This window comes from Actinomyces slackii (assembly GCF_900637295.1).
GTDB classification, from domain to species: domain Bacteria; phylum Actinomycetota; class Actinomycetes; order Actinomycetales; family Actinomycetaceae; genus Actinomyces; species Actinomyces slackii.
The window spans coordinates 366,193-392,580 of record NZ_LR134363.1 but is presented as its reverse complement, the minus strand read 5'-3'; the positions used below and the strand labels follow the sequence as shown (position 1 = coordinate 392,580).

At 67.7% G+C, this 26,388-nt stretch carries 22 protein-coding genes and 1 pseudogene; 13 read left to right on the top strand and 10 right to left on the bottom strand.

The window, feature by feature from the left end; translation table 11 throughout:
* Positions 1 to 234: 234 nt before the first annotated feature.
* Positions 235 to 617, top strand: a pseudogene (locus EL266_RS13560) (transposase); the annotation flags it as partial.
* Positions 618 to 641: 24 nt separating this feature from the next.
* Here the strand turns inward: EL266_RS13560 and EL266_RS01600 are convergent.
* Positions 642 to 1,223 (bottom strand): PIN domain-containing protein, encoded by a 582-nt coding sequence (locus tag EL266_RS01600; RefSeq protein WP_126412049.1) that lies wholly within the window; start codon positions 1,221 to 1,223, stop codon positions 642 to 644.
* Positions 1,224 to 1,240: 17 nt separating this feature from the next.
* Positions 1,241 to 1,738, bottom strand: coding sequence for a helix-turn-helix domain-containing protein (locus EL266_RS01595; RefSeq protein ID WP_026427386.1), 498 nt, complete (start codon positions 1,736 to 1,738; stop codon positions 1,241 to 1,243).
* Between the two features lie 208 nt (positions 1,739 to 1,946).
* Here EL266_RS01595 and EL266_RS01590 point away from each other — a divergent pair, with 208 nt between their 5' ends.
* Positions 1,947 to 2,147: a Fic family protein gene (locus EL266_RS01590; protein WP_026427387.1), complete on the top strand. Its 201-nt coding sequence runs from the start codon at positions 1,947 to 1,949 to the stop codon at positions 2,145 to 2,147.
* A gap of 144 nt (positions 2,148 to 2,291) precedes the next feature.
* Here the strand turns inward: EL266_RS01590 and EL266_RS01585 are convergent, their stop codons facing one another.
* On the bottom strand, positions 2,292 to 2,936 hold the full coding sequence (locus EL266_RS01585; RefSeq protein ID WP_232012078.1) for a nitroreductase family protein: 645 nt from the start codon (positions 2,934 to 2,936) through the stop codon (positions 2,292 to 2,294).
* A gap of 186 nt (positions 2,937 to 3,122) precedes the next feature.
* On the opposite strand from EL266_RS01585, the gene EL266_RS01580 reads away from it, so the two are divergent.
* The 3 genes from EL266_RS01580 to EL266_RS01570 are packed head-to-tail and all read left to right on the top strand — an operon-like array spanning position 3,123 to position 4,951.
* Positions 3,123 to 3,536 (top strand): hypothetical protein, encoded by a 414-nt coding sequence (locus EL266_RS01580; RefSeq protein WP_126412045.1) that lies wholly within the window; start codon positions 3,123 to 3,125, stop codon positions 3,534 to 3,536.
* Between the two features lie 26 nt (positions 3,537 to 3,562).
* Positions 3,563 to 4,747, top strand: coding sequence for a hypothetical protein (locus tag EL266_RS01575; RefSeq protein ID WP_026426673.1), 1,185 nt, complete (start codon positions 3,563 to 3,565; stop codon positions 4,745 to 4,747).
* Positions 4,748 to 4,768: 21 nt separating this feature from the next.
* Entirely contained in the window at positions 4,769 to 4,951 is a 183-nt protein-coding gene (locus EL266_RS01570) for a hypothetical protein (RefSeq protein WP_026426674.1), read from the top strand.
* Positions 4,952 to 5,117: 166 nt separating this feature from the next.
* On the opposite strand, the gene EL266_RS01565 is transcribed toward EL266_RS01570, so the two are convergent.
* The 7 genes from EL266_RS01565 to EL266_RS01535 form a co-directional block, all read right to left on the bottom strand.
* Positions 5,118 to 6,179 (bottom strand): CHAT domain-containing protein, encoded by a 1,062-nt coding sequence (locus EL266_RS01565; RefSeq protein WP_026426675.1) that lies wholly within the window; start codon positions 6,177 to 6,179, stop codon positions 5,118 to 5,120.
* 134 nt (positions 6,180 to 6,313) lie between these two features.
* Positions 6,314 to 7,813, bottom strand: a complete 1,500-nt coding sequence (locus EL266_RS01560) for a UvrD-helicase domain-containing protein (protein WP_169719942.1) — start codon at positions 7,811 to 7,813, stop codon at positions 6,314 to 6,316.
* A 32-nt stretch (positions 7,814 to 7,845) separates the two neighbouring features.
* Complete coding sequence (locus tag EL266_RS01555) at positions 7,846 to 9,327, bottom strand: ATP-dependent nuclease (protein ID WP_169719943.1); 1,482 nt, start codon at positions 9,325 to 9,327, stop codon at positions 7,846 to 7,848.
* Between the two features lie 420 nt (positions 9,328 to 9,747).
* A complete protein-coding gene (locus EL266_RS01550) occupies positions 9,748 to 14,502 on the bottom strand; it encodes an Eco57I restriction-modification methylase domain-containing protein (RefSeq protein ID WP_026426678.1) in 4,755 nt (1,584 codons plus the stop codon).
* Positions 14,502 to 17,540 carry a helicase-related protein gene (locus EL266_RS01545; RefSeq protein ID WP_232012077.1) on the bottom strand — a complete coding sequence of 1,013 codons (3,039 nt, stop codon included), beginning with the start codon at positions 17,538 to 17,540 and terminating at the stop codon, positions 14,502 to 14,504. The genes EL266_RS01550 and EL266_RS01545 overlap by 1 nt, the downstream gene beginning before the upstream one ends.
* Positions 17,541 to 17,859: 319 nt before the next feature.
* The gene (locus EL266_RS01540; protein ID WP_026426680.1) at positions 17,860 to 18,453 is read right to left on the bottom strand and encodes an RloB family protein; all 594 of its coding nucleotides are present in this window, start codon (positions 18,451 to 18,453) and stop codon (positions 17,860 to 17,862) included.
* Between the two features lie 3 nt (positions 18,454 to 18,456).
* Positions 18,457 to 19,773, bottom strand: a complete 1,317-nt coding sequence (locus EL266_RS01535) for an AAA family ATPase (protein WP_026426681.1) — start codon at positions 19,771 to 19,773, stop codon at positions 18,457 to 18,459.
* 241 nt (positions 19,774 to 20,014) lie between these two features.
* Here EL266_RS01535 and ribD point away from each other — a divergent pair, with 241 nt between their 5' ends.
* The 8 genes from ribD (at position 20,015) to purQ (ending at position 26,263) form a co-directional block, all read left to right on the top strand.
* On the top strand, positions 20,015 to 21,199 hold the full coding sequence (gene ribD, locus EL266_RS01530) for a bifunctional diaminohydroxyphosphoribosylaminopyrimidine deaminase/5-amino-6-(5-phosphoribosylamino)uracil reductase RibD (RefSeq protein WP_197719258.1): 1,185 nt from the start codon (positions 20,015 to 20,017) through the stop codon (positions 21,197 to 21,199).
* A gap of 22 nt (positions 21,200 to 21,221) precedes the next feature.
* Positions 21,222 to 21,389, top strand: a complete 168-nt coding sequence (locus EL266_RS13350; protein WP_156907640.1) for a riboflavin synthase family protein — start codon at positions 21,222 to 21,224, stop codon at positions 21,387 to 21,389.
* Entirely contained in the window at positions 21,386 to 22,609 is a 1,224-nt protein-coding gene (gene ribB / locus EL266_RS01525) for a 3,4-dihydroxy-2-butanone-4-phosphate synthase (protein WP_051281056.1), read from the top strand. Before EL266_RS13350 ends, ribB begins: the two co-directional genes overlap by 4 nt.
* 127 nt (positions 22,610 to 22,736) lie before the next feature.
* Positions 22,737 to 23,702 (top strand): phosphoribosylaminoimidazolesuccinocarboxamide synthase, encoded by a 966-nt coding sequence (locus EL266_RS01520; RefSeq protein WP_026426683.1) that lies wholly within the window; start codon positions 22,737 to 22,739, stop codon positions 23,700 to 23,702.
* A gap of 10 nt (positions 23,703 to 23,712) precedes the next feature.
* On the top strand, positions 23,713 to 24,363 hold the full coding sequence (locus EL266_RS01515) for a hypothetical protein (protein WP_026426684.1): 651 nt from the start codon (positions 23,713 to 23,715) through the stop codon (positions 24,361 to 24,363).
* Positions 24,360 to 25,178 carry a PsbA protein gene (locus tag EL266_RS13555; protein ID WP_232012076.1) on the top strand — a complete coding sequence of 273 codons (819 nt, stop codon included), beginning with the start codon at positions 24,360 to 24,362 and terminating at the stop codon, positions 25,176 to 25,178. The genes EL266_RS01515 and EL266_RS13555 overlap by 4 nt, the downstream gene beginning before the upstream one ends.
* Before the next feature lie 119 nt (positions 25,179 to 25,297).
* Complete coding sequence (locus EL266_RS01505; RefSeq protein ID WP_026426686.1) at positions 25,298 to 25,549, top strand: phosphoribosylformylglycinamidine synthase subunit PurS; 252 nt, start codon at positions 25,298 to 25,300, stop codon at positions 25,547 to 25,549.
* A gap of 3 nt (positions 25,550 to 25,552) precedes the next feature.
* Positions 25,553 to 26,263 carry a phosphoribosylformylglycinamidine synthase subunit PurQ gene (gene purQ, locus EL266_RS01500; protein WP_026426687.1) on the top strand — a complete coding sequence of 237 codons (711 nt, stop codon included), beginning with the start codon at positions 25,553 to 25,555 and terminating at the stop codon, positions 26,261 to 26,263.
* Positions 26,264 to 26,388 lie beyond the last annotated feature (125 nt).

Sequence of the window (26,388 nt, the reverse complement as noted above, 5' to 3'; positions counted from 1 at the left end):
GTGGGCTATGGGTGTTGTTGAGCTATCCATCGTCTGCCGGAGGACCCTGACGCATGTTGAAGGTACCGCGCGCGCCCTGGCCGGGGTGCGCTTCGCGCCGATCGATCCCGATTCCCTACTCGGTCTGGGGCCCTGGGTCTCCGCACCACAGGCCAACGCCTCATTGATGTAGGCGAGCTGGTCGTCGAGGCCCGTCTTGTCATCAGGCCTGTTGACCAGCGTTTGTTCTGCGCCGACTGTGTGGCGATGGACGGCTTCACCAGCTACAAGACCGCCACCGCCGAGCAGCTCCCGGCGGCCAGGGCGGTCATGGACCCCTTCCACGTGGTGTCCCTGGCAGGCCAGGCCCTCGACGAAGCCCGCCACCGCGTCCAGTAGGCCATCACAGGGCGGCGTGGGCGGGCACCGACGTCCCGGCGGGCGTGGACGAGATCGCCAGGCTCGGACGGCCCCTGAACCGGCGGCGGGCTGACATCTTGGTCTACTTCGACCACCCCGGTTCCTCCAACGGACCCGCCGAAGCCATTAATGGACGCCTGGACCACCTATGCGGCATCGCCCAAGGCTTCCGCAACCTCACCCACTACATGGCCAACTCGCTTATCCACGCCGGAGGCCTGACCCTCAAAGCGGAAGAGCCATCAGTCGTCCGCAGAGAGCCGCCATCTTTGTGCCTTCGCGGCGCGCACGAAGGCTGGGGCGCCACAGAGGGCGAGGTGGTCGAGCAGGGTCTCGAGGGTGAGTTGCGGTCTGTGCGAGGAGCGCGCCTGTCGCTGCAGTGCGGACATGACGGTGGAGGGAGCCAGGTCGAGTTGGTGGAGGAGAAAGACGTCGGGACTCTGAACCTCGATGTGGCATGGTTCGAGAGTGTCTGGTGGGTAGTCCTTGATGTTCTTGGTGACGATGACGTCGGCACGGCCCATGATGGCGGCTGCCACGACGTGACGGTCGTCCGGATCGGGCAGACTGATGGCTGGTTCCAGCGCCTCCCAGCCGGTCACTGAGGCATCACTGAAGGCGGCGTCCATAGCTGCGGCTCGGCGTTGGATGGCGTCGATGGGCAGCTGGGGATGAACCTGTTCGATCGCGTGGACTGTCTCGGCGATGATCCGAGTGCTCCACAAGGGGCGATAGAGGCCGTCCTCGGCGAGCCTGAGGAGAGTGTCAGCAAGCGTCACTGGGACGAGCACGCAGGCGTCCAGCATCGCTGAGAAGCGGGTCATGTCGGCGCGTCGTCCCGTCAGCCCTTGCGGGCCTGTCGCAGGGCGGCTGTGTAGTCCGTTGCGGTGGTGTCGTACAGGCCAGCCTCGACCGCCTCGCGAGTCATGGCGTCCAAGGCGTCGCTGCGCTCCTGGGCGGACTGGCGCTGGTACTCGACGACGTCAACGAGCCGGACCCGGCGGTGCCTGCCTCCTGTGGGGCGCTCGAAGGGGATTCGACCGGATTCCAAGAGCTTGACGAGGGTAGGGCGACTGATGCCGAGGAAATCCGCGGCCTCCTGGGTCGTCAGCATCTGGTCGACGGGCGCGACGGTGATCGCTCGGCCCTGCGACATGGCGCGGACGACGTCACTGAGGACCTGGTAAGCCTCCAATGGGAGGCCGACGGTCTGACCGTCGGGCCCGAGAAGCGCGGCCGGCTCTGTCACCTGGTCCAGGAAGTGGGACAGGTCGAGCATGGGCTCGAGGTCCTCAGGGGGCAGGGTCGTCGAGTGCGTCATCGTGGTCGTAGCGCTCATGACACACACAGTAACCAAGAAATCGAAAAAACTGAAAGCCCGTGAGGTGTGTGTTCGCCGACAGCCAGGTCGGCGGCGCGGGCTCCACTTGGGCATGTGACCAGCCGAGCATTCCGTCCCGGGGCCGGGCCAGGATGCCTGCGCAACTGTCACCCTTGGAGCCGACCGCGATGTCCTGGCACCTGTCCCAGGGGCTGGGGCGCAGCTGATGGAGGTACTCGGCATCGTCAATCAGACCCGTGCCCTCAACCGTCATGTACAGCCGCTGCTGGACGCCGGGTCGCTGGAGCGGACGATCCCGGACAAGCCAACCAGCCGCCTCCAGCGCTACCGGCTCACCGACGCCGGACGCGACTGCCTCGACAGCAACAGCCAACGTGATCCTGCTGATCGGGATGATGACAAGTAGGTCGCATGCCCCGTGCCCTTCCCTTCCGTAGGGAGCCTCCGGAGAGTGTCGGCGAGCGTCACTGGGACGAGCACGCAGGCGTCCAGCATCGCTGAGAAGCGGGTCATGCGGCAGGGGCGTGCGCCCGCCGAGAGGCAGGACTGGTCAAGAGGCCCAGCGGAAGTTGTCGCGGCCGGCGCCGACCTCGAAGAAGTACTTGACGATGCCGCGGTCCTGGCCCGCGTAGTCGCCCTCCTCGCAGGTGATCATCACCTCGCCGTCCCTGCCGGCCAGGGTGAAGGCCTGCTTGCCGAAGGCGGTCGGCGCGAGCAGTGCCGCCTCGACCCCCTGAGTGAACCACGCTGGGGGCTCGCCCTCGTAGGAGGCGACCTCCTCGGGGCGCTTGGAGTCGTGCGCGGTGCCCTGGGTGGCGCCGTAACCGAGGGCGACGACGGCGACCACCCGCCCCGTGGCGCCACTGGCCCTGGCGGCTGCTCTCTTGGAGAAGGTCCCGCCGACCCACCATGTGTTGAGCCCGAGCTCCTGCGCGGCGAGCATGAGGCCAGCGCCGGCGTGACCGAGTCGCTCGTCGAGGTCAGGCGTGTCCGGGCCGGCCATGACCAGGCAGTTGCGCACGCTACGGGCTCGCACCGTGCCCCACAGCGGTCCGAAGACGCGCGCGCTGCCGGCCAGCAGGCGGATGTCCGTGCCGTGGGAGGCGTTGGCCTCCTCGACGCGGGCTAGCAGGGCAGCGGCGACGTCGTCGAGGGGAGTATCAAGGTATTGGCGCACCACGTGCCGGGTACGCATGGCGTCGGTGATGGGCATGAGAAACCACTCCGTCTATTGCGTACGCCGATCGTACGACCTGGCGGGGTTGGGGAGAAGTGGTGCGGCCGGCGGCTGCCCTTTGGTTCGATGCCCGACGGGTCGCCACCGGGTGCGAGGATGGGATGTTGGAGAACACCGGGACGCGAGCCGAGGGCGGACATGGCGATGAACGAGACGACGGCCGATAGCGGTAACGCTGGGCCCGACGGGTCGCTGGTGGCCGAATCGGAGCCCACGGGGGCGCTCATCGAGGTCCTGCCCGGGGTGCTGGCCGCCTACGGAGGGATCGACCTGGAGGCTCTCGACGGCGCCGAGGTGCTCGACGTCGATGCCGCGCGTGTGCCCGACCTGACAGGTCTGATCGCCGGCTCTCTGACCGGGGTGAATCTCGTGGCACAGGGGGCGCAGTCGGCACTGCGCGCTCGCGGGCTCGTGAGGCTGGCGCCCGAGACGCACCAGGCGCTCAGGACCACCGCCCCGTCGTCTCGGGCGGGTGGAACCTTGGGACGCTGGCCAGCGGGGGAGGGAGGTTCACGCAGTCCGTCCGGTGGCTCCCCGCCACCAGCGCGCAGGCGGTGACAGTCCTTGCGGGCCTGGGACCTGCCGTGGCACTCGCTGCGATTAGCGCCCAGGCATACGCGCTCGCATCCACGGCAGCACGAATCGAGAGCAAGATCGACGCGCTTCGCGCGGAGCTGGTGGAGCGGGATCGCGCAGACCTCACGGCGCTTCTCCATGATGTGCGCAATACGTATGAGGAGAGCCGCGAGTGCGGGTTCGACGACGCTGAGACGCGGAAGAGGATCGACACGCTTGCCGGTCGCGGCGACCTGGGGAAGATGTACCAGCGGTACCTCAGTGAGGCTCAGAAACACCAGGAGGGGAGCACGCAGAGTGCTGCGGCGCTGATCGACGCGCGCGGTCGGATTGCCTCCGACCTCGGTGCGCTTGTCGCGGTGTGGTGGGCGTGTGATCTCGTCGGGCTCATGACTATCGGTGCGCTCACCGCCGCGGGTACGGAGGAGGTCCTGATGAGACATCGGGTTCAGGAGCTTCAGAGTGACCTGTACAGGCGTGAGGCGGAGGTGATGGCGGCTGTCCCCTTCCTCCGGTCGCGAGCGCATCTCATCCTGGTCGACGAGGAGAACCCGGATCGTGCCGGTAAAGTGAAGAGGTTCGTCGAGGATAAGGCTAGCGGCGTCCTGGCCAAGGTCCCGGTTCCTGGGATCGAGGGGAGGTCCGAGAGACCGACGCTTCGTGAAGCCGTCGGCATGATCGATAAAGCCATCGACTCCTTCAACGACGCGCGCCTCGCCGCGCCTGAGCCACTGGTCCCCGAGATCTGGGACGGAGACGCCGACGTGATGGAGAACCTGTGCGAGGCGCTGCGGTGGCTGCTTCCAGCAGGCGAGGGTCTTCTCGCTTTGGTGGAGATCGGTGAGAGCTCCGAACATCTCGTCGTCACCAAGAGTCGGTGGGGGCTCGTGACACGTCGTGATCTGGTGACGGCTAAAGGGCTGGATGGCCTGTCGCCTCTGACGGACCTGCGTTACGTCGTCGACTCCGGGCTCAAGAATTCCGGGCAGCATGTGGAGATCGTGACGCGAGAGCGCGTTGTTCCCGTTGAGCTCAAGCGGGTCAAGAAGGGGACCGACCGAGGGCGCACTGTCGAGCGGACCCTCTCATTGCTGCGCACGGCGATGAACCTGCCGGACGACGAGCGCGAGCACGATCCGCTTTTGAGTCAGCCGCGCCCGCCTTGTGCTGCGCTGCCCCCGAAGGCTGTCTGACAGGGGTGGGAGGAGCAGCGCGTGCAGACGCAGAAGAGCATGGTCGTCGCCGTGACCTGGCTCGCTCTGGTCCTGTCTTCCTTCCGGCTGCCCGCCGGCGCCATCCGGGCTGTCATAACCTGGATTGAATTGATGTACAACTATAAACGCCTTCATTCAGAGCCTTACCGCCGCGTTTCGAACGAAGCCGAACGCAAACTATAGAGCCCCGAAATCGTCGCATAATAACAAAACAAGAACAGTCCGAAAAACACTCGACGGTCCAGTTCTCAACTACCGCACCCGGGTGGAAGTCGAAGCATTACATACTCACCATCAGGCCCCAGCGTCCATTGCCTCTTGATCGCAGATTGAAACCCAGGGCGCATCGTTAGCCGACGGACTCTACCAGGACCGTGACTCCAGGATCGACGTCTGTAGCTGAGGCGAGAATCGGAAGCTCAGTACTGTCGAGGCCGGCTAGTTCAAGTGCAGCTTGTCCGGACAGATGCGCTGAGCGTACCGACTGCCCGTTCGCTACGGAAGCGTAGAACCGTGCGGCGTAGCTAATGGCATCTTCGTCGTTGATGCTGTCAGCCATTCCGATGGCGAACGGGACCGCGTCACCGACGAGTTGATCGATCTGAGCAGCGGAATTACAGGCGTTGAGCAGCACGAGCAGTGGTGGGTCGTCGGTGGCCGCGATCGCGCGTAAGAAAGCGTGCGCAGTGACGTCCTGCCCCTTGTGCAGCACATCGGTGTCGCGTTCGAAGACGATGAGATCTTCGCTACTGTGACCGGAGAAGTGCACAACATGTGGACGGAACCTAGTAATGCCATCCAGCAGATCATTCACGGTCGCGGCAGGACGGACATCGAGCTCGATCAGGTCCCGGTGCAGCGCAGACTCGACTGCGGATCGGATGCGCTTCTGCTCCCGACCGACGCGCAGATCGCCTTCGGAGGACGCTCCGAGCAACAGCACACGCAACTTCTCTGGCTTGGGTGCTCGTAGTTTCCGGAGCACTTCCCCGACAGCATGTTCAGTGCGGTCGAAGCGTACTTCAATTGCAGCGCGTTCTGCGGCTGTGCGTCGATCGGTCTCAGCTTGCTCTCGCTTACGCTTGCGTTCCGCTGCTTCGGCCTCAGAGTGCTCTGCTCGCGCAAGTTTGGTCTGAAGATTCACTTCCTGTTTCCGATAGTCGGAGGCCTTCTTCTGCCATTTGTTAGCTTCGCGTCCGGCGGACGCGGCATCTCGGTCGCGCTGGGCAGCTCGGCTCATCTTTGCCTTCTGTGCTGATGCGCTCTTGGTCTTGATTGCCTCTTGATGTGCCCTATCCGCTTCAGCACGCTTCTGCGACTCCTTATTCCGGTACTCAACAGCCTTCTTCTCCGCCTCGACGCGTTGCTTCCGCTTGCGGTCAAGTTCTCTGCGGTACTGCTGTGATCCCAATTCAGCTCCTCTAGGTTTTCGCTGGTACCATAAATACTTCGGGGCTGCACATCAGAAAATGCCCGAAAACCTTATTAATTCTGGGGTTGGACCATCGCTTTACATCTACGCTTTCGAAGAAAAGGTCAACAGATCTACATGTCGAGTTGGAGTTGGGCAGTCGCGGAACTCGGAGTGGTGGACAAGAGGCCACAGAACCGTTTGGCTCGGGTGATCGCTACGTAAGTGATACAGTGCTCCTCTTCTATTACTTCAAGTCCCGACTCAAGCGCAGCGAGTTGGTCTTCGGAAAGCACGACTCCAACTCGTTGCCACTCTCGTCCTTTTGCTTGAAAGACGGTAAGGCCAGGAATTACTGCTGTTTGGTTCAATCTAGCCGCAAGCTGAGAAAGTTGCTGTCGAAAAGTGGCCTCCTTATCGGGAAGCCGTATCGGTTTGTGTCCGCCAAGACTCTTGATAGTTTCACGAAGGTCTCCAAGGACTTGACTTTCATCTTCGCCAGCACATAACTTTACGATAAGTGGTGCAAAGAACTCATCTTGCGTAGCCTGAAACTGCTCGCGATCGAGACGTAACTTCATGATGGCCCCTTCGCGCCCGTGCGATGACGTGCCGAGGCGGGCACGCGTGACAACGTCAAGGAGAAGGTTCATCGCCGCATCCGTCGTGTTATCAACCGTCTTGAAGGCGAGCGGAAGGATATTATCGCCGACAGACCACAGTTGTCTCCAATTTCGGGCGAGTGCGACGTCAACCTCGCTACTATCAGTGCGAGGTAGAGTTGCACCGACGCCGGCACGTAGATTCGTTGCCAGGTCAGGCATCTGCTCGCCGACAAACCTGAAGGACTCTGGTTGCTCGTACGCAACGAACTGATCGGACGTGCCTTCCAACAGTCTTTCCACAATCTCCGGTTTCGCGCCTCGCCACTTGTAGAGTGCTTGCCGGGGATCGCCAATGAGGGTGACCGACAGCCCGGCTTCGGCGGCCAGGTAGGCAACGCGGAGATCGAGATCGTCCGCATCGTACACTTCGTCGATGATAGCCGCGCGATAGTTCGCAGACAGCCAGTCGGCCGCGACCTGCTGCAGCTCGTCGACCTGCATGGCCGCGCAAAGAATCGAGCGAATATCTTCGTGGCTAACCGTCCCCACGTTGAGTACTGCTCGATGGTGGTCGACCTTACCGATACCTGACTCCGGTTTTGTCACTTTGCGGCTCTGGGAGACGACCACACGTCTGTTGTCGAGGCCTGCGACGCGAACGTAGTTTCCGGCTTGAAGGAAACGGAAACCCTTGACACCTCGGTAATCATCGCGGACATCGAGGGTAGTAACGCCATTCGGCCATGTGATCTTGCCTCCGTTGAGGAGATGAGTGAGGAATTCGACATGGAGGTGGTCGAAGGTGATAACGCGATGTGGTGGCTTGATACAGTTCGCGCCCCAGCGAAAGTCAATCCGGCGGCGCAGTTCCACGGCTGCGGCGCGGTTGAAGGTAAGGCCAAGAGTGCCGCGAAGATCACTCGTCTGGTATCGCAAGTAGCCGTAGCGTTCGGCGGCGATAGTCGTCTTGCCGCTACCGGGAGCTGAGATGACATTGACGAGTCGATCAGGAGCGGCAGCGGCAAGCACTTGGGTGTTTGTTAGCCGAATCATCGGTGCGCTCAGATGATGTCGTCCGCGAGAGACGAGCCTGGTTCCGTGCCGTCGTAGAGCCAGGTGAACATGGCGGTGATGGGATCTGGGATGACGACAGTACTCAGATTCTGGTCGATCAGCCGGGAGAGTGCGAGCGCGAATTTGGCCTTGTGCCTCGATTGGTTCGCAAAGAACCGGTCGATAGTCTCGGCGCTTACTGGGTTAGGAGCGACGAGGTTGCATTCCGTAAAAGCGTCTTTGATGAGGACTTCGTTCCCGCTGACAAGTGAGGGCTCCAGCGTTGGTCGGGACCAGTAGAAGCGTGCGGAGCTCGGGTCGAGCTCTGTGTGCCAGGCCGGTGGCTGTGGTTCGGGCAGCGGTGTACCGCGCCGGTCCGTGTCGGCGATGGCAGCAACGCGGACGACAAGCTCGTGGCCAGGTGTCGCGAGTAGGCGGATCGGCCACTCCCCAACTTTGTGGCCGACTGGAAGGATCGCGAGAGAGTCGATGAAGCCGATTCGTCGTGTGTCGTTACCTGCCCACGCCCGCCCGAGCAGTCTGAGGATGCTGGCCTCCGTGACTCCCTCGACGATGAGAACTCGATCTGCAAACAAGGCGGCTGACCGTGTTGCATCAAGGTGCAGACGAGTCTGCTGGAACAACCTGGTCTTGAGGTCGTCGCTTAATGGGAGGTCCGCGAGCCGGCGTGAAACTGTGCGGTTCTCAGCGTCCTTTCGCACGATGACAAGTTCCTCGGGATCGCAGGCGGCGGCGAGATCAGTAGAGTGCGTCGTCACGATGACCTGAATGTCTGGGCGATCCTCGACTAGGGTGCGCAGATAGCGGATGAGGCCGTACTGAAGCTGTGGGTGAAGGTGAGCTTCTGGCTCCTCAATCAAGACCGTGGCGTGGAAGAGCTCCGGGTAGAACGAATCTGCATCGGTATCCGCAGCCTCTTGCGTCTGGGCGAGCCTCTTTCTTGCAGCCTCGACACGTTCATCATCGCTCCCTACGTCTTCGTTTGCATCGCCGCTGCCACTCGACGGATCATCGGGCGGTAAGGTGCTTCCTGCATCTGGGATGCCGGCGAGGGTGATGGCTATGTGAAGCAGGTTCACATAGCCCAGGCTAGACACCTGCAAGCGCCGGGCGGTCGCGCGGTCTGGGATGAGCGCGACGAGCATTTCGAACACTCGGGCGAGGTAGGTGTCATCGACTGTCTGTGTGCCTACGAATGCGTGATGCTCCTGGACTCCGCCGCTGATGATTTTGAGGTTCTCAGCGATGCGGTCTTCGACGCTCCTCACGAGTGAGTGGCTGGTGAGTGAGTCAAGCATGCCTTCGGCTTGGGCTCGTAGAGATCGAAGTCCGCCGGTTTCCGGGTGTCTACGTTCGTCGGCGCGGAGCAGTTCGAGGAGGATACGGGCGTCGCGTCTTGAGAGATCGTCGACTGGATTCCGCAGAGCCGGTAGGTGTACGAGCCGAATGCTGTTGTGCTCGTCGGCCAACTCGACGGGCTGGCCTGCGCGGACCTGGCCGAGTGAACGTTCAAGGGGACGGCTCCACCGTGGCGCTGCGAGTCCATGCCGCTTTCGATACTGTCCAAATGCGCCTTCGCGAGACGAGTCGGCTTCGAATTCGTACTCTACGCGAACTGACCGCGGCGCGGCTCCCAAGGCTGTTGCGTCGATAGGTGCGAGTCGAGGGAAGCGACGTGGATGGGCCAGAGCGATTGCCTCGTTGATCGTCGTTTTCCCGGAGTTATTGGCGCCAAGGATCAGAGAGAAGCGTCCGCTCAGCTCACAAACGATTGGTACGTTAGCGGACGCACGGTACCCCATAACTTCTATGCGCTTGAGATGCATATGTCGCCTGTCTTGTCCACTGATCGGTCGTGTGATGGAGATGTGGTTCGCGTGGCGCCGACCTTATGTCGTATGGGTAAAGGAGGCGTGGATGTGGCGGAAGTCGGATTGGCGGTCGCGGGTGTGGAAGGGGAGGTTGTAGGTGTAGTTTACTCCCGAACCGGGGTGGGTGTGGGTGCGCTCAGATAACGGCATGGCATCATTCGAGTCCGGGCGCTGGCGCTTCTGCCAGGCCTGGCGGACCGGAGTCGGCACCTGCCTGCCGTTCGCGTCATAGAGGTAAGCCCCCTGGCCACGGCCGTGGTCGTAGTCGTACAGCACAGCGAACTGGGTGCGGTAGATCGTGCACAGGTCCTCTATCGGCACGCCCAGCATCGCCGCCACCATGACATCGATCTCCGCCTGGGCGTTGCGGCGGTCCTCCGCACGACGCAGCGGCACATCAGGAGCCCATTCGGGGCCGATGGGGCGCTCGTCATGACGCTCCAGGATCGGCTCATCAGCCAGGAAGGCATCCTCCCAGCACTCCGTCCACAGATCCGCGTAAGCCTTCGTGACACAGGTGAGGCGGAGGATGCGTGAAAGGATTCGGTTCGCGAGGGGGGACTCGAAGGTGATGGTGGGGAGTGAGTTGGCAGCCGATCCTCGTATGTGGGAGAGACCTCGTGAGCGAACGTAGAAGTCGATTAGGAGTGAGCTCAAGCCTCCGGCTGCGATTGCGAGTTGGCGGGTGCTGCCATGCGATAGCCCTGCGGAGAACACTCCATCGACGTGGGCTGAACCGGGTGGAATCATTGCGGGGGCAAGGGTTCTCTCTCCAGTCAAAGGCACTTGAGTGCGCCAGGCGATGCGGTAGTGGTCGCGGGCGGAGGAGTCGCCCCAGTGGGTGTAGAGGCGGTCGTAGGTGGTGCGGTCGCCCGCAGGCTTGTACTGGGTGACCGGCAGCGCATCCGCAGGCAGGGCTTCGAAATCCGTCGAGGTCCAGTCCTGATTGTGCTTCATCGTCGCGTTCGGTGCCTTATACAGAGGCGTCGACACATGGATGTGAGGGCCTTGAAGGATCGCGTCCTCCCACGACGCTTCGCCCCACCGCTGAACGAAACGACCTTTCTGGCGGTCGATGGACTCATCCCATCCGCGCGAGAACTCAAGCCCGAGACTGCTGATGCGCGGATGTGATGCCAGCATCGCCAGTGTCCGAGCTGCGGCCGAATTGACGGTCGAGACCATGGGGGTCGATCGCCAGTCCTCAGCCTCAGTCACCGCTTGCCATGTCCGGAGCACCGACTCGTCAACACGCTGGATGCGAGACGCGTGCGGGCGCAGGTCCCATGTGCCCGTATGAGGATCTTTGAAGCCTGGCTCTTCGTCACTCCCGTCATGAAGGAGGGAGCGGAGGGCTGTGTCAGGATGGTAGAGCGAGGTCGCATGCAGGAATGCCGACACTCGTTCGGAGCTGTAGACATGGACGCCGTATGCGTTGTGATGATCAATGTCGAAGAGTTGGAGTTCGTTGATGAACTGCCAATGGCGACGTAGACGTCGGTAGGTAGCGGCACGCAACTCAGGAGTCTTGGCATCCGTGAAATGACTCTCCATGTGGATGAGGCTGGAGATGCCCTGCTTGTTCTGGTGCTCCCAGACCTGGCACATGAAGGCGCGGTAGAGGTCCGGCTGGCCGCTGAGCAGGGGGTACGCCGAGGCATCGCTCAACATCTCGGACAGGACGATGACCTCCACTGTGCCATCAACAACGAGTTCGCGGACACCGTCGCGGGCGAGAGTGAGCGGCATGCGCTCGCCCTTCGCCGCAACCGACGGCTTGCTGGTCAGAGTCCACCACGGGTCGCCCTCGGACAGAAGAGCATTGACGTCCGTGCGCGGCCGCACCCACGGTGGGTTCCCCACCTGGAGGTCGAAGCCACCACGGGCGAAGACCGTGGCGAAGTCCAGCTCCCAGTGGAAGAAGCCCTGCTCGGCGGCCAGCTGCTGAACCACAGTCAGCCATGGATTGTCCCGCGCCACCTCCTCCACGCGACGGGCGCTGGAGAACTGGAGGTCCCAGTCCTCGGCGTCGGCCAGCTCTGCCCAGGTTGTCGCCTCATCCAGGGTCTGGGCGTTCGCCGGGCCGGCCGCTCCGGCATAGCCCAGCAGCCCCTCCAAGGCCCCGATCCACTCCTCCAGTGAGGGCGGCCGAACACTCGTGGTCAGCGGCCAGTACCACAGGGCGCACCACGCATCCATGACCAGGCGCAGCCGCCTGTAGGCCGAACTCGGGTCCGCCAGGTAGGCCTCAATCTCCTCCCGGCTCACCGTCGAGCCGTCGTCGGATGCCGCCTCCCGTCCCCACAGGTCGATCCGCCGGGAGGCCTCCGCCTCCGCCACCCGCAGGCGCCGCAGCGTCAACTCCCACAGAACCTCCACGCGCCGCGCCAGCGCCGTCAGCCGCTTGGTGTGAGCCGCACTCGGCTGCTTGGTGATCTCCTTGCGCCAGGTCTTGACAGCCCTCAGCCGGTCAGCATCCACCAGGTCACGCACCTGCTTGGGCACCTCCACCGCACTGCCCCAGCCCTTGGCCGGCAGCAGGAAGTGATGGATGCGGCCACTCACATCCAAGGCGCCACCCAGGCGGTGAGCGGCGCCGTCGTCGGCGTCAATGGCCTCAGCCACGGCGCGCAGCGGTTCGGGGATCGGCGCGTTCGTCAGCCACGCCCGCTTCTTCAGCTGGGAGACCGAGTACAGGGCGCGCCTCGCCCCCACCAGCGAATTGCCGCGCCGCAACCGCAGCCCGAACCAGGGCGCGGCCAGCCCCTCCACCATTGTGTCCAGCCACAGGGAGACCTCCGCGAGCTCCACAGCCGTCGCATTGAGGTCCACCCCGTAGACCTGGTGCAGCGCCAGGAAGGCCTTGACCTTCGCCAGCTCACGGGGACGCTCCTCCGGGTCCACCCGCTCGCCCAGCTCGCGCTCCCTGCGGGACAGGTACTGCTCCGCCAGTTGGCGCACCGCCTCAATCGCGAAGGCCCCCGAGCCGAGCGCCGGCTCGCACACCGTCAGGCCCAGCACCTCCTCAGCAGTGGTGACATGCCCGTCCTGATCCAACAGCTCAGCCAGCGCCTGCTGCACCGTGAAGCGGGTCAGCACCTCCGGGGTGTAGAACGACGCCGACCGCTGCCGGTCCCGCCCCGAGAGCCGGAAGACGAACTCGCCCTTCTCATAGGTGACGTTCCGGCGCTCCCCGGTGGACTCGTCGGTCGTCATGACGAAGTCCTGGGCCTCCAGGCCCTCCATGACATCCTCGGGCACCACCCACGAGCCCTTCGAGGCATCCCCGCCCGGCGCCACCTCCCACAGGCGCTCGGTGGCGAAGGACCCCGAATAGCTCATGAGTCCCTCATAGACGGCGCCCAGCTGGTTGATCCCCAGCTCCACGTAGGAGATGAAGCCGCGCCCGGCCTTGCCTCCCTCCTTGGTCAGCAGCAGGCTGCGCAGCACCCGCAGCATCGCCGCGTTGCCCAGGCCCACCTCATCGATGAGGGCCGTGGCCTGGTCGCGGAACAGGTCCGCGCGCATCGGCTGGAAGACCAGGCCGTCGAACGCTTCCTCCAAGGCCTCGCCGGCTGCCGCCTGGGCGTTGTGACCGCGGTCCACCAGGCGGAACAGCAGGCTCAGGGACTCATAGACATGCGTGCCCGACTGCGAGGACTCCTCATGCAGCTCCCGCAGGCACAGCTCGCGCAGGCGCTCCAGGCCGTAGCCGGCGTCGTACTCCGCGGCCCCCACCGGCAGCACGCCCAGCTCCGGGCTCGCCTCGGCGTAGAGCAGGAAGATGATCCGGTAGATGAAGCGCAGCGATTGAAGAGCCAGCGGCTGTGCCTGGTCCTGGGGGAGCGGGGCTAGGCCCTGGGCGGCGCGACGACGCACCACCTCATTGGCGATGACCTCAATCGAGGAGCGCACACCCTCGCGCAGATCCCTCGACACCCCCACCGTGTGGGCTGCCGAGTCCGCCATGGTCGCCGCCCACCACGTCTCGCCCTCCGGCCCGGGAACCAGGGAGGCAGCCTCCAGGCAGGCCAGGGCCCGCTCCACCTCGCCGCCGCGCCGGACCTCATTGCGCTCCACGACGAGCTGGACGTCCACCGCCAGCCACCGGCCCTCCGGCCACCGCTCCTTGTCCGCGACCAGTGCCCACCGCCCCGCCAGTACCAGGGCGAAGGCCGGACCGTGCTCATCGGTCATGAGCGCCGACAGCGCCCGGGACACAGACTCCACCGGCTCGGCCCCCTCCACGGCCGACGCCGCCGGGTCCTCCAGGTCCACCGGCTCCCAGGGCTCAGCCAGAGTCAGGTCGTCCTTGACCAGCAGGTCCTCGATCGTGGCCGCCGGACGGGCCCGCACCAGCGCCAGCGGGGCCGGGCCGTCATCACCGACGGGACGCACCAGCGTCACCGGACCGCACTCGGTGAGCCGGTACTCGGCAGAGGCGAAGCCCAGGACCTCGCGCAGCAGCGTGTCCAACTCAGCGGCAGCATCCAGTGCGGCAGCGGAGAGAGTGACCGGGGCGCCCTCGCCCGCCGCCTCGTCGTCGGCCGCCGGGAGAGCCGCGAGCAGCTCCTCCAGGCGGGGACGGGCGGAGCGGAAGCGCGAGCGCGCAGTCCCCACCGGGGCGGCGCCGTCGGCGGGCCTCTCCAGCGCCTCCCACTCCTTACGGCGCTCCAGCACCCGGGCCAGGAAGGACCCCTTCGTGGTCTCCGTGGTGAAGTAGTGCTCGCTGATCCAGTCCTCGCCCACGACGAGCGCGTCCGACACCGCCATCAGCGGCCCCCTTCCTCTGCGTCCCCGGCGACATCCCGCGGCACCACAACCAGCAGCGGCCGGATCAAGGTGTGGGCGGGCGAGTGCTTCGCGATGAGCTCACGCTCCTCATCGACACTGCGACGCTGGGAGCGCAGGTGGCGATTCTGGATGAGGCGGCCCGCGTCGTCGTCCCAGGAGTCCGCGCGCTCGGCCCACGTCGCCACCCGTGCCCGGGCTGTCTCCGCTGCCGCCTTCATCGTCAGGCTCATCTGATCCTGCGCCGCATCCACCGCCGGGGCGATGAGCGCACTCAGCAGCCCCACGTCGGAGACCGCCCCCGTGTTCGTCTGCTCCTGCTCGATGCCCGCCGCAGCGAGCATGGCCGACGGAGAGTCATGCACCGTGACCATTGAGACGGGGGTGAGCGTGTGCCCCGCCGCGATATCGGCGCGGGCCGCCTCCACATCCAGGTAGGGGAAGGCCACGCTCACACTCACCATGGACACCGTCCGACCCGCCCGGTTCGTCAAAGTCCCCAGGAGCAGGACGGTTGGCGACTCCACCGAGCCGTGAACCGCGAAGACCGAGGAACGCCCCAGGCGCGCCAGAAGCCGGTCGCCTGCCCAGTCCAGCACCGGGTGCAGCGGTCCCAGGTAGTGGGCCTCCGGCCACGAGGAATCCGAGTCATCCCGCAGCGCCTCCGCCAGGAGACGCGCGCCCTTGCGGGGCGTAGTGGCCAGCAGCAGATGCTCCTGCACCCTGCGCTCCTGCAGGTAGGACTGCGGCAGAACCGCCAGACGGGCGCGCAGCCCCGGCGGCGGTACGAGCTCGGCCACCTGCTCGCTACCGTGCTCCCGCCAGGAGACTCCGCCCCCGCCGGTTGCCGCGTCTGCCTTCTCCTCAGGCCTCTCGTAGAGCTCTGTCAGTGCCTGGCGCAGGTAGTCCACCTGCGATGCGTACAGGGTGCTGGTCGCCGACGGCGCCGGGACAAGGGCGCGGTCAGCAGCAGGCTGTGCATCGTGAGGATCCTTCTCCTCATCCGCCTGCGCCGTCCCGGTCAGGCGGGCGAAGAGCGCCGCCATCGGGTCGCGGTCCAGGGCCTGGTCCACGTCGGGGACGACGTCGTCGATATCCGTCCCCGCCTGGAGCGCCTCACGGATCGCCTTCTCCTCCTTCTCCCCGGAGTACAGGCCCATGAGGGAGGCGGCGTCGCCCAGCGCCCGGTGCGCCTGGTCCTCCTTCTCCATGAGGCGCGTGAGCACGCGCACGTCACCGGAGAAACCCGGATCAGAGGGGCTGAGCAGCAGGGTCGTGATCTGGGGCGACGTCTCCTGTCCGTAGCGGTCGATGCGCCCATTGCGCTGCTCGATGCGGATGAGCGACCAGGGGATGTCGTAGTGGATGAGCTCATGGCACTGGGCGTGCAGGTTGACGCCCTCCGAGGCGACATCGCCGGTGACGAGGATGCGCACCGGCGTGTGCGACTGCCGGAAGGCCTCGACGATCTCCTGCTGCTCCACATCAGACAGGCCGCCGTGCATGACCCGCACCGCCTCCTCAGGCAGACCCAGGTCGCGGCGCAGGTGGGTGGCCAGCCAGGTCAGGGTCGCGATGCGCTCGGCGAAGACGACGACGCGCTCGGTGGAGCGCGGGCCGACCCCAATGCGGGCCAGCTCCTCCAACAGGGCCCGGTACTTGCCCGAGCTCGTCGTATTCGCCGAGGCGGCCAGCTCGCGCAGACGGGCCAGGGCTCGGGACTGCTCCGAGGAGGCCAGCGCCTCCTGGCTCGCCGCGCGGGAGCGGCGCCTGGACATACGCTCATCGATGGTCTGGATGAGAGCGGCCGGGGAGGACAGGAAGGCCTTGGCCAGTGTCCAGGAGAACAAGGCGTCCCCGCCCCGGGCCTGGCCCGGGGACAGGCCCGGGGCCGCAGCGCCGTCGGGCCGGTGCAGCCAGGCGCGGGACAGCTCCGCGGCCACGGCGTCCTCCGCGGGCGAGGGCTCCACCAGCCGGTTGACCGGCGTGAGCCGCTCCTTCCACCGGCCGCCCACGACGTCGCGCACCTCCGGGGAGTGGCGGTGGCGGCGGATGACGAGCCGGCGCACCGCCTCCTCATCCAGCGTGCCGTCCGGGTGGACCGCGGTCGGCTCCAGCAGGCGGATGAGCTCGGCGAAGGAGCGCGGGTCGCCATTGTGCGGGGTTGCGGAGGCCAGGATGAGGGCGTCGGTCTGGCGGGCCAGGACGTCGGCCAGGCGGTTGTTGAGCGTGCCCCGGTTGGTGATGTTGTGCGACTCGTCGATGACGACGGCATCCCAGCGCTGGCGCCGCAGGTGGCTGAGGTAGCGGTCTGACTTCAGGGTGTCGATCGAGATGATCGCCCGGTGGTAGACGGAGAAGGGGTTGCGCGTGGCCGGCACCGAGCGCCGAACCCGCTGGATGCCGAGCGAGTCCAGGCGCACGAAGGGCAGGGCGAAGCGCGACCACATCTCGTGCTGCATCTGCTCCAGGACGTGGCGCGGGGTGACGATGAGGATTCGCTCTCCGCGGCCACGGCGCACCAGCTCGGCCAGGATCATGCCGATCTCCAGGGTCTTGCCGAGCCCCACGGCGTCGGCCAGGAGGATGCGCGGGCGCAGGTTGGCGGGGTCCAGTGCCTGGCGGGCCGCGGCCAGCTGATAGGGCAGTGGGTCGGCCAGGACGTCGCCGACCACCGCCAGGTCCGTGGAGGAGGCAGGAAGCGGGGTCTTGCGCAGGGTCGCCTCCAGCCACAGGCGCGACAGGCGGTGGCGGCTGGAGGTGTCCGCGACCACGCGGGTGCTGCGCGGGTCCACCGGGGTGATCGTGTCCAGGCCGATGCTGAACTGGGCGGTGGTGTCGCGCACGAGCTCGGACAGGCCCTGGACGGTCAGGAGCATGCCGTCGGTCGTGGTGACAACCTGGGTGACCAGCCACTCCTCGTCGCGCACGCGCACCACCGAGCCGGGAGCGACGTCAAGGCCCTGAGCCCCGGTGCCTGGGGGAGCCAGCGAGGAGGGAGCGGGAGCGGCCGTGGTCACGGGGATGATCCTAAGCGGCGCGAGGCCGGTGCCGGGCATCGTCACGAGTCACCACCGGGGAGTGATCGAGATGTGACCGGGCGGTGCCCCGGAGACGGGCGTGGGGGCTCAAGGCTCCGCGGACAGGACTTGTCCACCGTGAACAACTTTAAGACCCGCCGCCGTATGCCGCGATTGCGAATGCGCAGGTCAGAGCGTTTCCTGGTGGCAAGGTCGCGTGCGGAGGCGGTTAAAGTTGTTCACGGTGGACAAACTGGCGAGCCAGGACCTTGGCGAGTGTCGCTGCGAGGGGTCTGAGCCGCAGCAAGACCCCAGCGGACTACAGCAGACCGAGGCGCCGCAGCAGGTGCGGCATCGTCGTCGACGGGCACGGACCCTGCATGTTGATCCCTGGGAGAGACGTGCCCTGGAGACAGCACCGTTCCGCGGCTTCCGCTGAACGGTTGAAGGGGAAGTCCTGGGGCAGGGCCTTGCCCTGCCTGGCGGATAGTCCGGTGAGTTCACGGTAGTGACGCTGCGCTTGCTCCTGATCCTGGTACCGGCGCACCTGCTCGTAGTGAGCGTTGAGCCAGACCTCGAAACAGGGCACAGATATGACGCCGAAGACCTTGGTGCCTTTGACGCGGCGGCACGCGTCGAGGAACCTACGGCGGTCCTGCCCGTCGTGATCGACGATGATCCACACCTCGTCGACCTCGTCAAGGCCTCCTCGCGACCGTCGGAGATCCTCGAGGATGGTCTCAGGCTCCTTGCCATCCTGCCAGCTCGTCTTGATGCTGAGGCCCGACTGGTGAGAGACCTGTTTCTTGAGGGCTTCGAGGTAGGCCTTCTCAGTCTTCGCGCCGTTGGTGACGAGGAGGAGCGTTGTTCGGGTCCGCCTTCTGCTGCCCCGTCGCTGGATACTCCTGCCCACAGTTCAGGCCTCCCGTGGCAAGGCCGATGACAGGTCGATGGAGGCCAGGACCTCTGAGAAGTCGACGTCCGGGATCGCGCCGAATCGACCTGCCAGATAGCGCTTCTGCTCGTTGTTGCCCGGGCGCGAGTCGAAGTCGTCCAGGCTGAACAGCTCGCTCGAGGCGCCCCGCTTCTCGCAGAACCAGACCTCACCGGGATCCAGAATCTTCTTCGGGGAGTTGCCCAGGAGAGTCGTGTCGTGAGTGGAGAAGAGGATCTGCGCGCCTGTGGTGTTGAGCTCCGGGCTCTTGAACATCTCGATGACCGCCGCAGTAAGCGCCGGGTGGAGGCTGGCATCAAGCTCGTCGACGACCAGGAGGTCGCCCCGTGCCAGAGCTGCTACGGCCGGAGCGGCCGTGGCGAGCCAGGTCATGGTGCCGGTGCTCTGCGAACCGACTCCGAGTTCGAAGGCGGAGCCGTCCTGGGCGGCATGGGTGAAGACCAGTGAGCGCATGACTGTGGGCAGGGCGTCCTCGGGGATCTGAGAGGGAGCGTCCTCGGCATCGGCGGCAAGGAGTGCCCGCAGGCGCGCCAGGAGCTCCGGTGGGATCTCCCGCTCGCGGACCTCGACGTCAGTGATGCCGAGGTCTGCCATCTGGGTGAGTGCCCGAACGATGCCGGGCCAGTGCTGGGGGTCCTCGATCATGCGGGACATCACCCACTGCATCCAGGCGTCCCGACCCTGTTCGCTGCGGTTGACGCCGACGATGCCGGCTCCGAAGCGGATGCTGCGCGCGATCGGTCGAAGGGTGGAGTGGTTGTAGCGCGCCGCGACGGCCAGCATCAGGTCGGTCGAGGTCAGGAGGCGCTTGACCTCTGCGGTGGGGCCCTTGAGGCTCGGACCGGTCTTGACCGTGACGGTGGCCTCCGGGCCGCTCTGCTCTCGGGAGAACATGAGGCGCGACGTGCCCTTGGGGTAGGAGCGCAGGGTCTCTGATCGAATACCCCACGGCAGGGCCTCGACCACGTAGTGGTAGCGGGTGTTGTCGGCCGTGAAGTTGACGTCATACGTCGTGGGGCGATCGGCGGAAGCCATCGCGTGAGGGTGGTAGAGCAGGGTGCCCGGGGTGGCTACCGCGGCGCCCAGGACCTGGAGAGCGTCAAGAATCGTGGACTTGCCCGAGGCGTTGGCTCCGAGTACGGCTGCGGCGCGGTAGGTGGATGTGATCCAGGTCTGAGGCGGTCGCGGAGTCTGGGTTCGCAGTGATGGCGCCACGAAGGACAGGGGCGCCTCGTCGGCGAAGCACCGGAAGTTGGAGACGGTGACGTCGAGCAACATGGAACGAAGATACGCGATGTAACCTCAACTTGTCCACGGAAGCGGAAAAAAATTCCATGATCGCTGGTTCGTTTGGAGTTGCCTTGGTCTCCTCCACCTTTCCGCTCCCCGCATCCCAGACCCACGACCCGGGCGCTGGTAGGCGCAACCCCCGACGGCACACGGAGCCAGCGCGCCGTGCACCGGGCTATCGCGCTGGCCTATCCTCACCCTAATCATTCATCGAGACAGGGGAGACGAGATGGGCACCGCTGGAGCATGCCCCCCACCCCCAGAGGGCCGCCCCGCTGGGGCGCCAGCCGAGCACGACGCCTGGACCCCGGCCGAGCGCGACGCCATGGCCCGAGCCCTGGACGCCGCACGGCTCGGCCCCCGTGGCGCCAACCCGCTGGTGGGCGCCGCCGTCCTCATCGACGACGAGATCGTTGCCGTCGGCCACCACCGGGGCGCAGGCACGCCCCACGCCGAGGTCGACGCCATCGCCGCCGCCCGCCGTGCCGGCGCCGACCTCACCCGCGCCCAGCTCCTCGTCACCCTGGAGCCCTGCAGCCACACCGGGCGCACCCCACCATGCACCCGCGCCATCCTGGAGGCCGGCATCCCCCGCGTCATCCACGCCATCGACGACCCCAACCCCCAGGCCGCCACCGGCGCCCACGCCCTGCGCTCTGCCGGCGTCGAGGTGTGCAGCGGCCTGCTCGCGGCCGAGGCCACCGCCCTCAACGCCCGCTGGCTGGAGTGCGCCCGCTCCCGCCGCCCCTTCGTCACCGCCAAGACCGCCATGACCCTGGACGGGCGCATCGCCGCCGCCGACTCCACCAGCCAGTGGATCACCGGCCCCGCCGCCCGCGCCCAGGGCCACGCCCTGCGCGCCCGGGTGGACGCGATCCTCGTCGGCTCGGGCACCCTCGCCGCCGATAACCCCCGCCTCACCGCCCGCCTCGACGGCGAGCCGGCGGCTCAGCATTCCGCCGCCCACCAGGAGGCTACCCAGCAGCCGTCAGCCCAACATCCCACCGCCCAGCAGCCCACGCCCCACCAGCCCCTGCGCTGCGTCATGGGCCTGCGCCCCGTCCCCGCCACCGCCGCCCTGCGCGCCGACGACAACTGGCTCCACCTGCCCACCCGCGACCCCCGCCAGGCCCTCGCCACCCTTGCCGACCGCGGCGTCGGCCACGTCCTCATCGAGGGCGGGGCCACCGTCCTCACCTCCTTCCTGGTCGCCGACCTCGTCGATGAGCTCCTCGTCCACCTCGGGCCCCTGCTCCTGGGGGCCGGGCGCAGCGCCGTCGGCGATCTGGGCGTGAGCACACTGGCCGACGCCCACCGCTTCCATCCCGACGGCGCCCCCGCCCTGCTGGGCGAGGACCTCGTCATGCGCTACATCGCCGCCCCGGCGAATCCCATCCCCGCCGACCACCGCTGATACCGCAGCAGGAAGGACCCCCATGTTCACCGGAATCATCGCCGGCACGGGCACCGTGCTGGAAACCGCACCCATGGCCCGCCCCGGGGCCTCCCGGCTCCTCACCAGCACCGCTGATCGCACCGCCCTGGCCGACGGCGGATCCCCGGCCGTCTGCCGGGCAGGGCAGGCAGAGGGGGCCGACTCATGAGTGGACCCAGCGGGATCGTCGGGGAGTTCCGGGACGTCGTCGAGGCCATCAGCGCCCTGACCGCGGGCCGCCCCGTCATCGTCACCGACGACGATCAGGAGAGCGCGGGCCACCTCATCGTGGCCGGGGAGCTGATCAGCACCGAGACCATGGGCTTCCTGGTGCGCTACACCTCGGGCTACATCTGCGCCCCCTTGACGGCGCAGCGGGCGCGCGAGCTGGGGCTGCCGCTCATGGTGTCCGACAACCAGGGCCCCAGGGGGACCGCCTACACGGTCAGCTGCGACGCCGTCGAGGGGATCAGCAGCGGCATCTCCGCCGCCGACCGCGCTCGCACCGTCCAGGTCCTGGCCGACCCCCAGGCCACCGCCGACAGCATCTACCGCCCCGGTCACGTCCTGCCGCTGATCGCGCGCGACGGCGGGGTGCTGGAGCGCAGCGGGCGCACCGAGGCCGCCATCGACCTGTGCCGGATCGCCGGGCTTGAGCCCGTGGCGGCCATCGGCGAGGTGGTGCACGACGACGGCTCCATGATGCGCATGGACGACCTGCAGGAGTTCGGGCGCACTCACGGCCTGCCCCTGCTGACCATTGAGCGGCTCGTCTCCTACCTGGGGCGCGCCTCGGGTCGGCTGAGCAGCGACCCGATCGAGCTGCCCACCGAGCACGGGGTCTTCGAGGCGGTGGCCTGGAATGTGGGCAATGCCGAGCACATGTCGCTCTCGGCCCCCGGGAGCGAGCCGGGCCAGGTGCCGCTGGTGCGCCTGCACTCGGAGTGCCTGACCGGGGATGTGTTCGCCTCCCACCGCTGCGACTGCGGTCAGCAGCTCGCCGCCGCCCTGGCGCGCATCCAGCAGGAGGGCGGGACCGTGGTTTACCTGCGCAACCATGAGGGTCGGGGGATCGGGCTGGTCAACAAGATGCGCGCCTACCGGCTCCAGCAGATGGGGGCGGACACGGTGGAGGCCAATGAGCTCCTGGGCCTGCCCGGCGAGGCGCGGGACTGGCGGGATGCGGCCACGGTCCTGAGCGGGCTCGGGCTGCGGCGCATCCGCCTGCTGACCAACAACCCGATCAAGGTCGAGGCCATGCGCGCCGCCGGCATCGAGGTGGTGGGCTCCGAGCCCCTGGAGATCGACGCCCGGCCGCAGAACGTCGACTACCTGCGCACCAAGCGCGATCGCATGAACCACTCCCTGACCCGCCTGCCCCAGGAGTAGGCGAGGTTGCTCAGGAGGCCCCACCGCCAGCACCGAATGCCAGCCTGGGCGCGCGGTGCGGCGCCGCTGCGCCGCTGCTGCGGCGCACGCAGCACCCAAGGCAGCGGCGGGGTGGCAGGATGGCCCCATGAGTCAGCACGACAGCTCCTCTCCGGCAGTCTCCGGCGCCTGCGCGCCGTCTGCGCCGTCGATCCCCGGCATCCCCGCCGCTCCCGCCCTGCCCGGCTGGGAGCACCGCTCCAGCGGTAAGGTCCGCGACGTCTACACCCCGGCCGCCGGCGGCCCCTGGGCCGATCAGGACGTGCTGCTCGTCGTCGCCTCGGACCGCATCAGCGCCTACGACCACATCCTGGCCACCCCCATCCCCGACAAGGGCGCCGTGCTGACCGCCCTGAGCGTGTGGTGGCTGGAGCAGCTGGCCGACATCGTCCCGAGCCACCTGGTCTCCCTCGACGTCCCTCAGCAGGTCGCCGGCCGCGCCATGATCTGCCGCCGCCTGGACATGCACCCCGTGGAATGCGTGGCCCGCGGCTACCTCACCGGCTCGGGCCTGGCCGAGTACCGCGCCACCGCCACCGTCTGCGGCATCCCCCTGCCCGCGGGCCTGACGGAGGCCTCCCGCCTGCCCGAGCCGATCTTCACGCCCGCCGCCAAGGCCGAGCTCGGCGAGCACGACGAGAACGTCACCTTCCAGCGCGTCGTCGAGATGGTGGGGCCCGACGCCGCCGCCGACCTGCGCGACACCACCCTGGCCCTCTACGCCCGGGCCGCCGAGATCGCCGCTGAGCGCGGCATCATCGTGGCCGACACCAAGTTCGAGCTCGGCACCGACGCCCAGGGCCGCCTCGTCCTGGGCGACGAGGTCCTGACCCCCGACTCCTCCCGCTTCTGGCCCGCCGAGGCCTGGCAGCCCGGCCGCCCCACCCCGTCCTTCGACAAGCAGTACGTGCGCGACTGGCTCACCACCGACTCCGGCTGGGACCGCTCCGGGGACCAGGCGCCCCCGCCCCTGCCGGCCGACGTCGTCGAGCGCACCCGCAGCCGCTACCTGGAGGCCTACCGCCTCCTGACCGGCACCGCCCTGGCGGTGTGAGGCCCCGACCATGAGCGCCCACCACCCTCCCGGCCCCGAGCCCGGCCCCGAGACGACCCCTGCCCCCGTGGCGACGCGCGCCTTCAAGCCCGGGCCCGGCTTCGCGGTGGCCCTCGTCCTGGCCCTGCTGGTGGTCGTCCTGGCGCTGTCGGCGGCGATCAGCGGCGCCCTGGGGGCCACCGGCGCCTCCCGCGTCCTGGGCGGCGGCGCCCTCATCCTCGTGGGCGCGGGCATGCTCGCCCTGCTGCGCGTTCCCGCCCGCTCCCTGGTCGTCAACGCCCCCCGCCTGCGCCTGGAGCGCAACCGCGCCCGGGCGGCCCTGGCCCGACGCCGCGACTCCCGGCCCGAGGGTCGGCGCGGCCAATCCCGCCCCGAGCCGGCCGCCCCCGGCCGCGACCTGGTGGCCCTGAGGATCCCGGGAACCGACGTCGTCATCCCCGAGTCCACCGGCCGGCGCGAGCTGACCACGATCGACGTCGTCTCCGGACCGGTGACCTCCGCCCTGGCCACCACCCGACTGGGGCGCGCCGCCGATGAGCGCCTGGCCGGCACGACGACGGGCGAGGCCCTGGTGCGCGTCACCCAGCTCCTGGCCGGTGCCACCGGCTTCGTCCTGCTGGCCCTGGGCCTGGCCTCCATCCTGGGGCAGGTGATGGCATGACTCCGCGCAACACCCGTCCCCAGGACGAGCGCGGCCCGGTGGACTGGGGGACCTCCCGCCCGGCTCAGTCCCGACCCGGGCGCCGGCAGGCCCCGGTCGAGGACCCCGAGGTGCTCGACGACGGCCCCGACTGGGGCGTGGGCCGCGGCTCGGCCCCGCGGCGCAGCGCGCCCGCCCCCGGTGATGGCCCGGACTGGGGCGTGGGCCGCGCCCGCCCCGCCAGCACGGCCCGGGGCGCCACCCCCTGGCCGGCGGCCGTGCGCACGCAGAGGCTCAGCGGCGTGCTCTTCGCCCTGGTGGGCCTGGCGCTGGCCACGGTCTCCGCCATGAACCTGGCGCGCAACGCCGAGGCCGGCCAGCTGTGGATCCCGCCGTGGCTCGTGGCGGTCCTGTTCGGGGCTGGGCTCGTGTCCGCCGCGGGATACCTCGCCTGGGCCGGGGGCACGCCCGTGCGCCGCGAGTCCGAGCGCTGGCAGCCCCGCCTGGTGGACGCCGCCGCCGGCCTGACCGCCGGCACCGTGGAGGTGGCCGACCCCAACCGCCTCCTGGGCGCCGGTCCCAGCGCCTCCGCGCCCCCGCAGGCCACCGTGGACTCCGGGCCCAGGCCCATCATGGGCACCTCCACCGTGGACCAGTCCTCGCACGCCCCGGCGGGCGTGGCCGGGGCCGTGGGCGGGTTCATGATGGCCGGGGCCGTGGTCTGCGCCGTGATCGCCCTGGTTCTGGGGCCCGCCTGGCTCATCGCCACGGGTGCGCTGGCCCTGGGCGGCATCGTCGCGGTCTACCTGGCGGGGGACTGGCTGGGCCGCCTGTGAGGCATTGATCCACGCGCGGAGATCCGGACGCGTGCAGCGGGCCGCCCGCCTGGTCCGCCGTCGCCGCAGGGAGCGGGTAGTCTGAGCGGCGAAGCACCCACCATCCCCGAGGAGCACCGATGGGACGCATCGTCGTCGAGGTCATGCCCAAGCCCGAGATCCTGGACCCCCAGGGCAAGGCCGTGTTGGGCAGCCTGCCCCGGCTCGGATTCGACCAGTTCACCGCCGTGCGCCAGGGCCGCCGCTTCGAGCTGAGCGTCGAGGGCCCGGTCACCCAGGAGCATCTCGACGCCGCCCGCCAGGCCGCCGACACCCTCCTGTCCAACCCGATCATCGAGGACGTCGTCTCCATCACTGCTGAGGAGGCCTGAGCCGTGCCCACCAGTTCCGCCCGCATCGGCGTCATCACCTTCCCCGGCACGCTCGACGACGTCGACGCCTCCCGCGCCGTGCGCCTCGCCGGCGGCGAGCCGGTGAGCCTGTGGCACAAGGACGCCGACCTGCGCGGCGTGGACGCCGTGGTCATCCCCGGCGGCTTCTCCTACGGCGACTACCTGCGATGCGGCGCCATCGCGCGCTTCGCCCCAGTGATGGGGGAGGTGGTCTCCGCCGCCGAGGCCGGCATGCCGGTGCTGGGGATCTGCAACGGCTTCCAGATCCTCACCGAGGCCCACCTCCTGCCCGGGGCCCTCATCCGCAACGACCACCAGCGCTTCATCTGCATCGAGCAGCGCCTGCGCGTCGAGAGCGCAGAGACCGCCTGGACCAACCAGTACCAAGCGGGCCAAGAGATCACTGTGCCCATGAAGAACGGGGAGGGCAACTTCATCGCCTCCCCCGACGAGCTCGACCGCCTGGAGGGCGAGGGGCTCGTGGTCTTCCGCTACCTGGGCGACAATCCCAATGGCTCGGCGCGGGACATCGCCGGGGTGCGCAATGAGCGTGGCAATGTCGTGGGACTCATGCCCCATCCCGAGCACGCCGTCGAGCCCGGCTTCGGCCCGGCCTCGCCCGCAGGCCCGCGCGCCGGCATCGACGGGTTGGGCGTCTTCACCTCGGCCCTCCACGCCCTCGTGGCGGCCTGACCAGCGCATTCACCGCTGTCGTTCGGCGCACGTGCTCGACTCGGGGAGGTTGCCTGACGGCGCGCAGCCGACCGCGGGGCGCCTCTGGGCCGGCCAGGTGAGGGTCGGCAGTGCGAGGTGAGTGC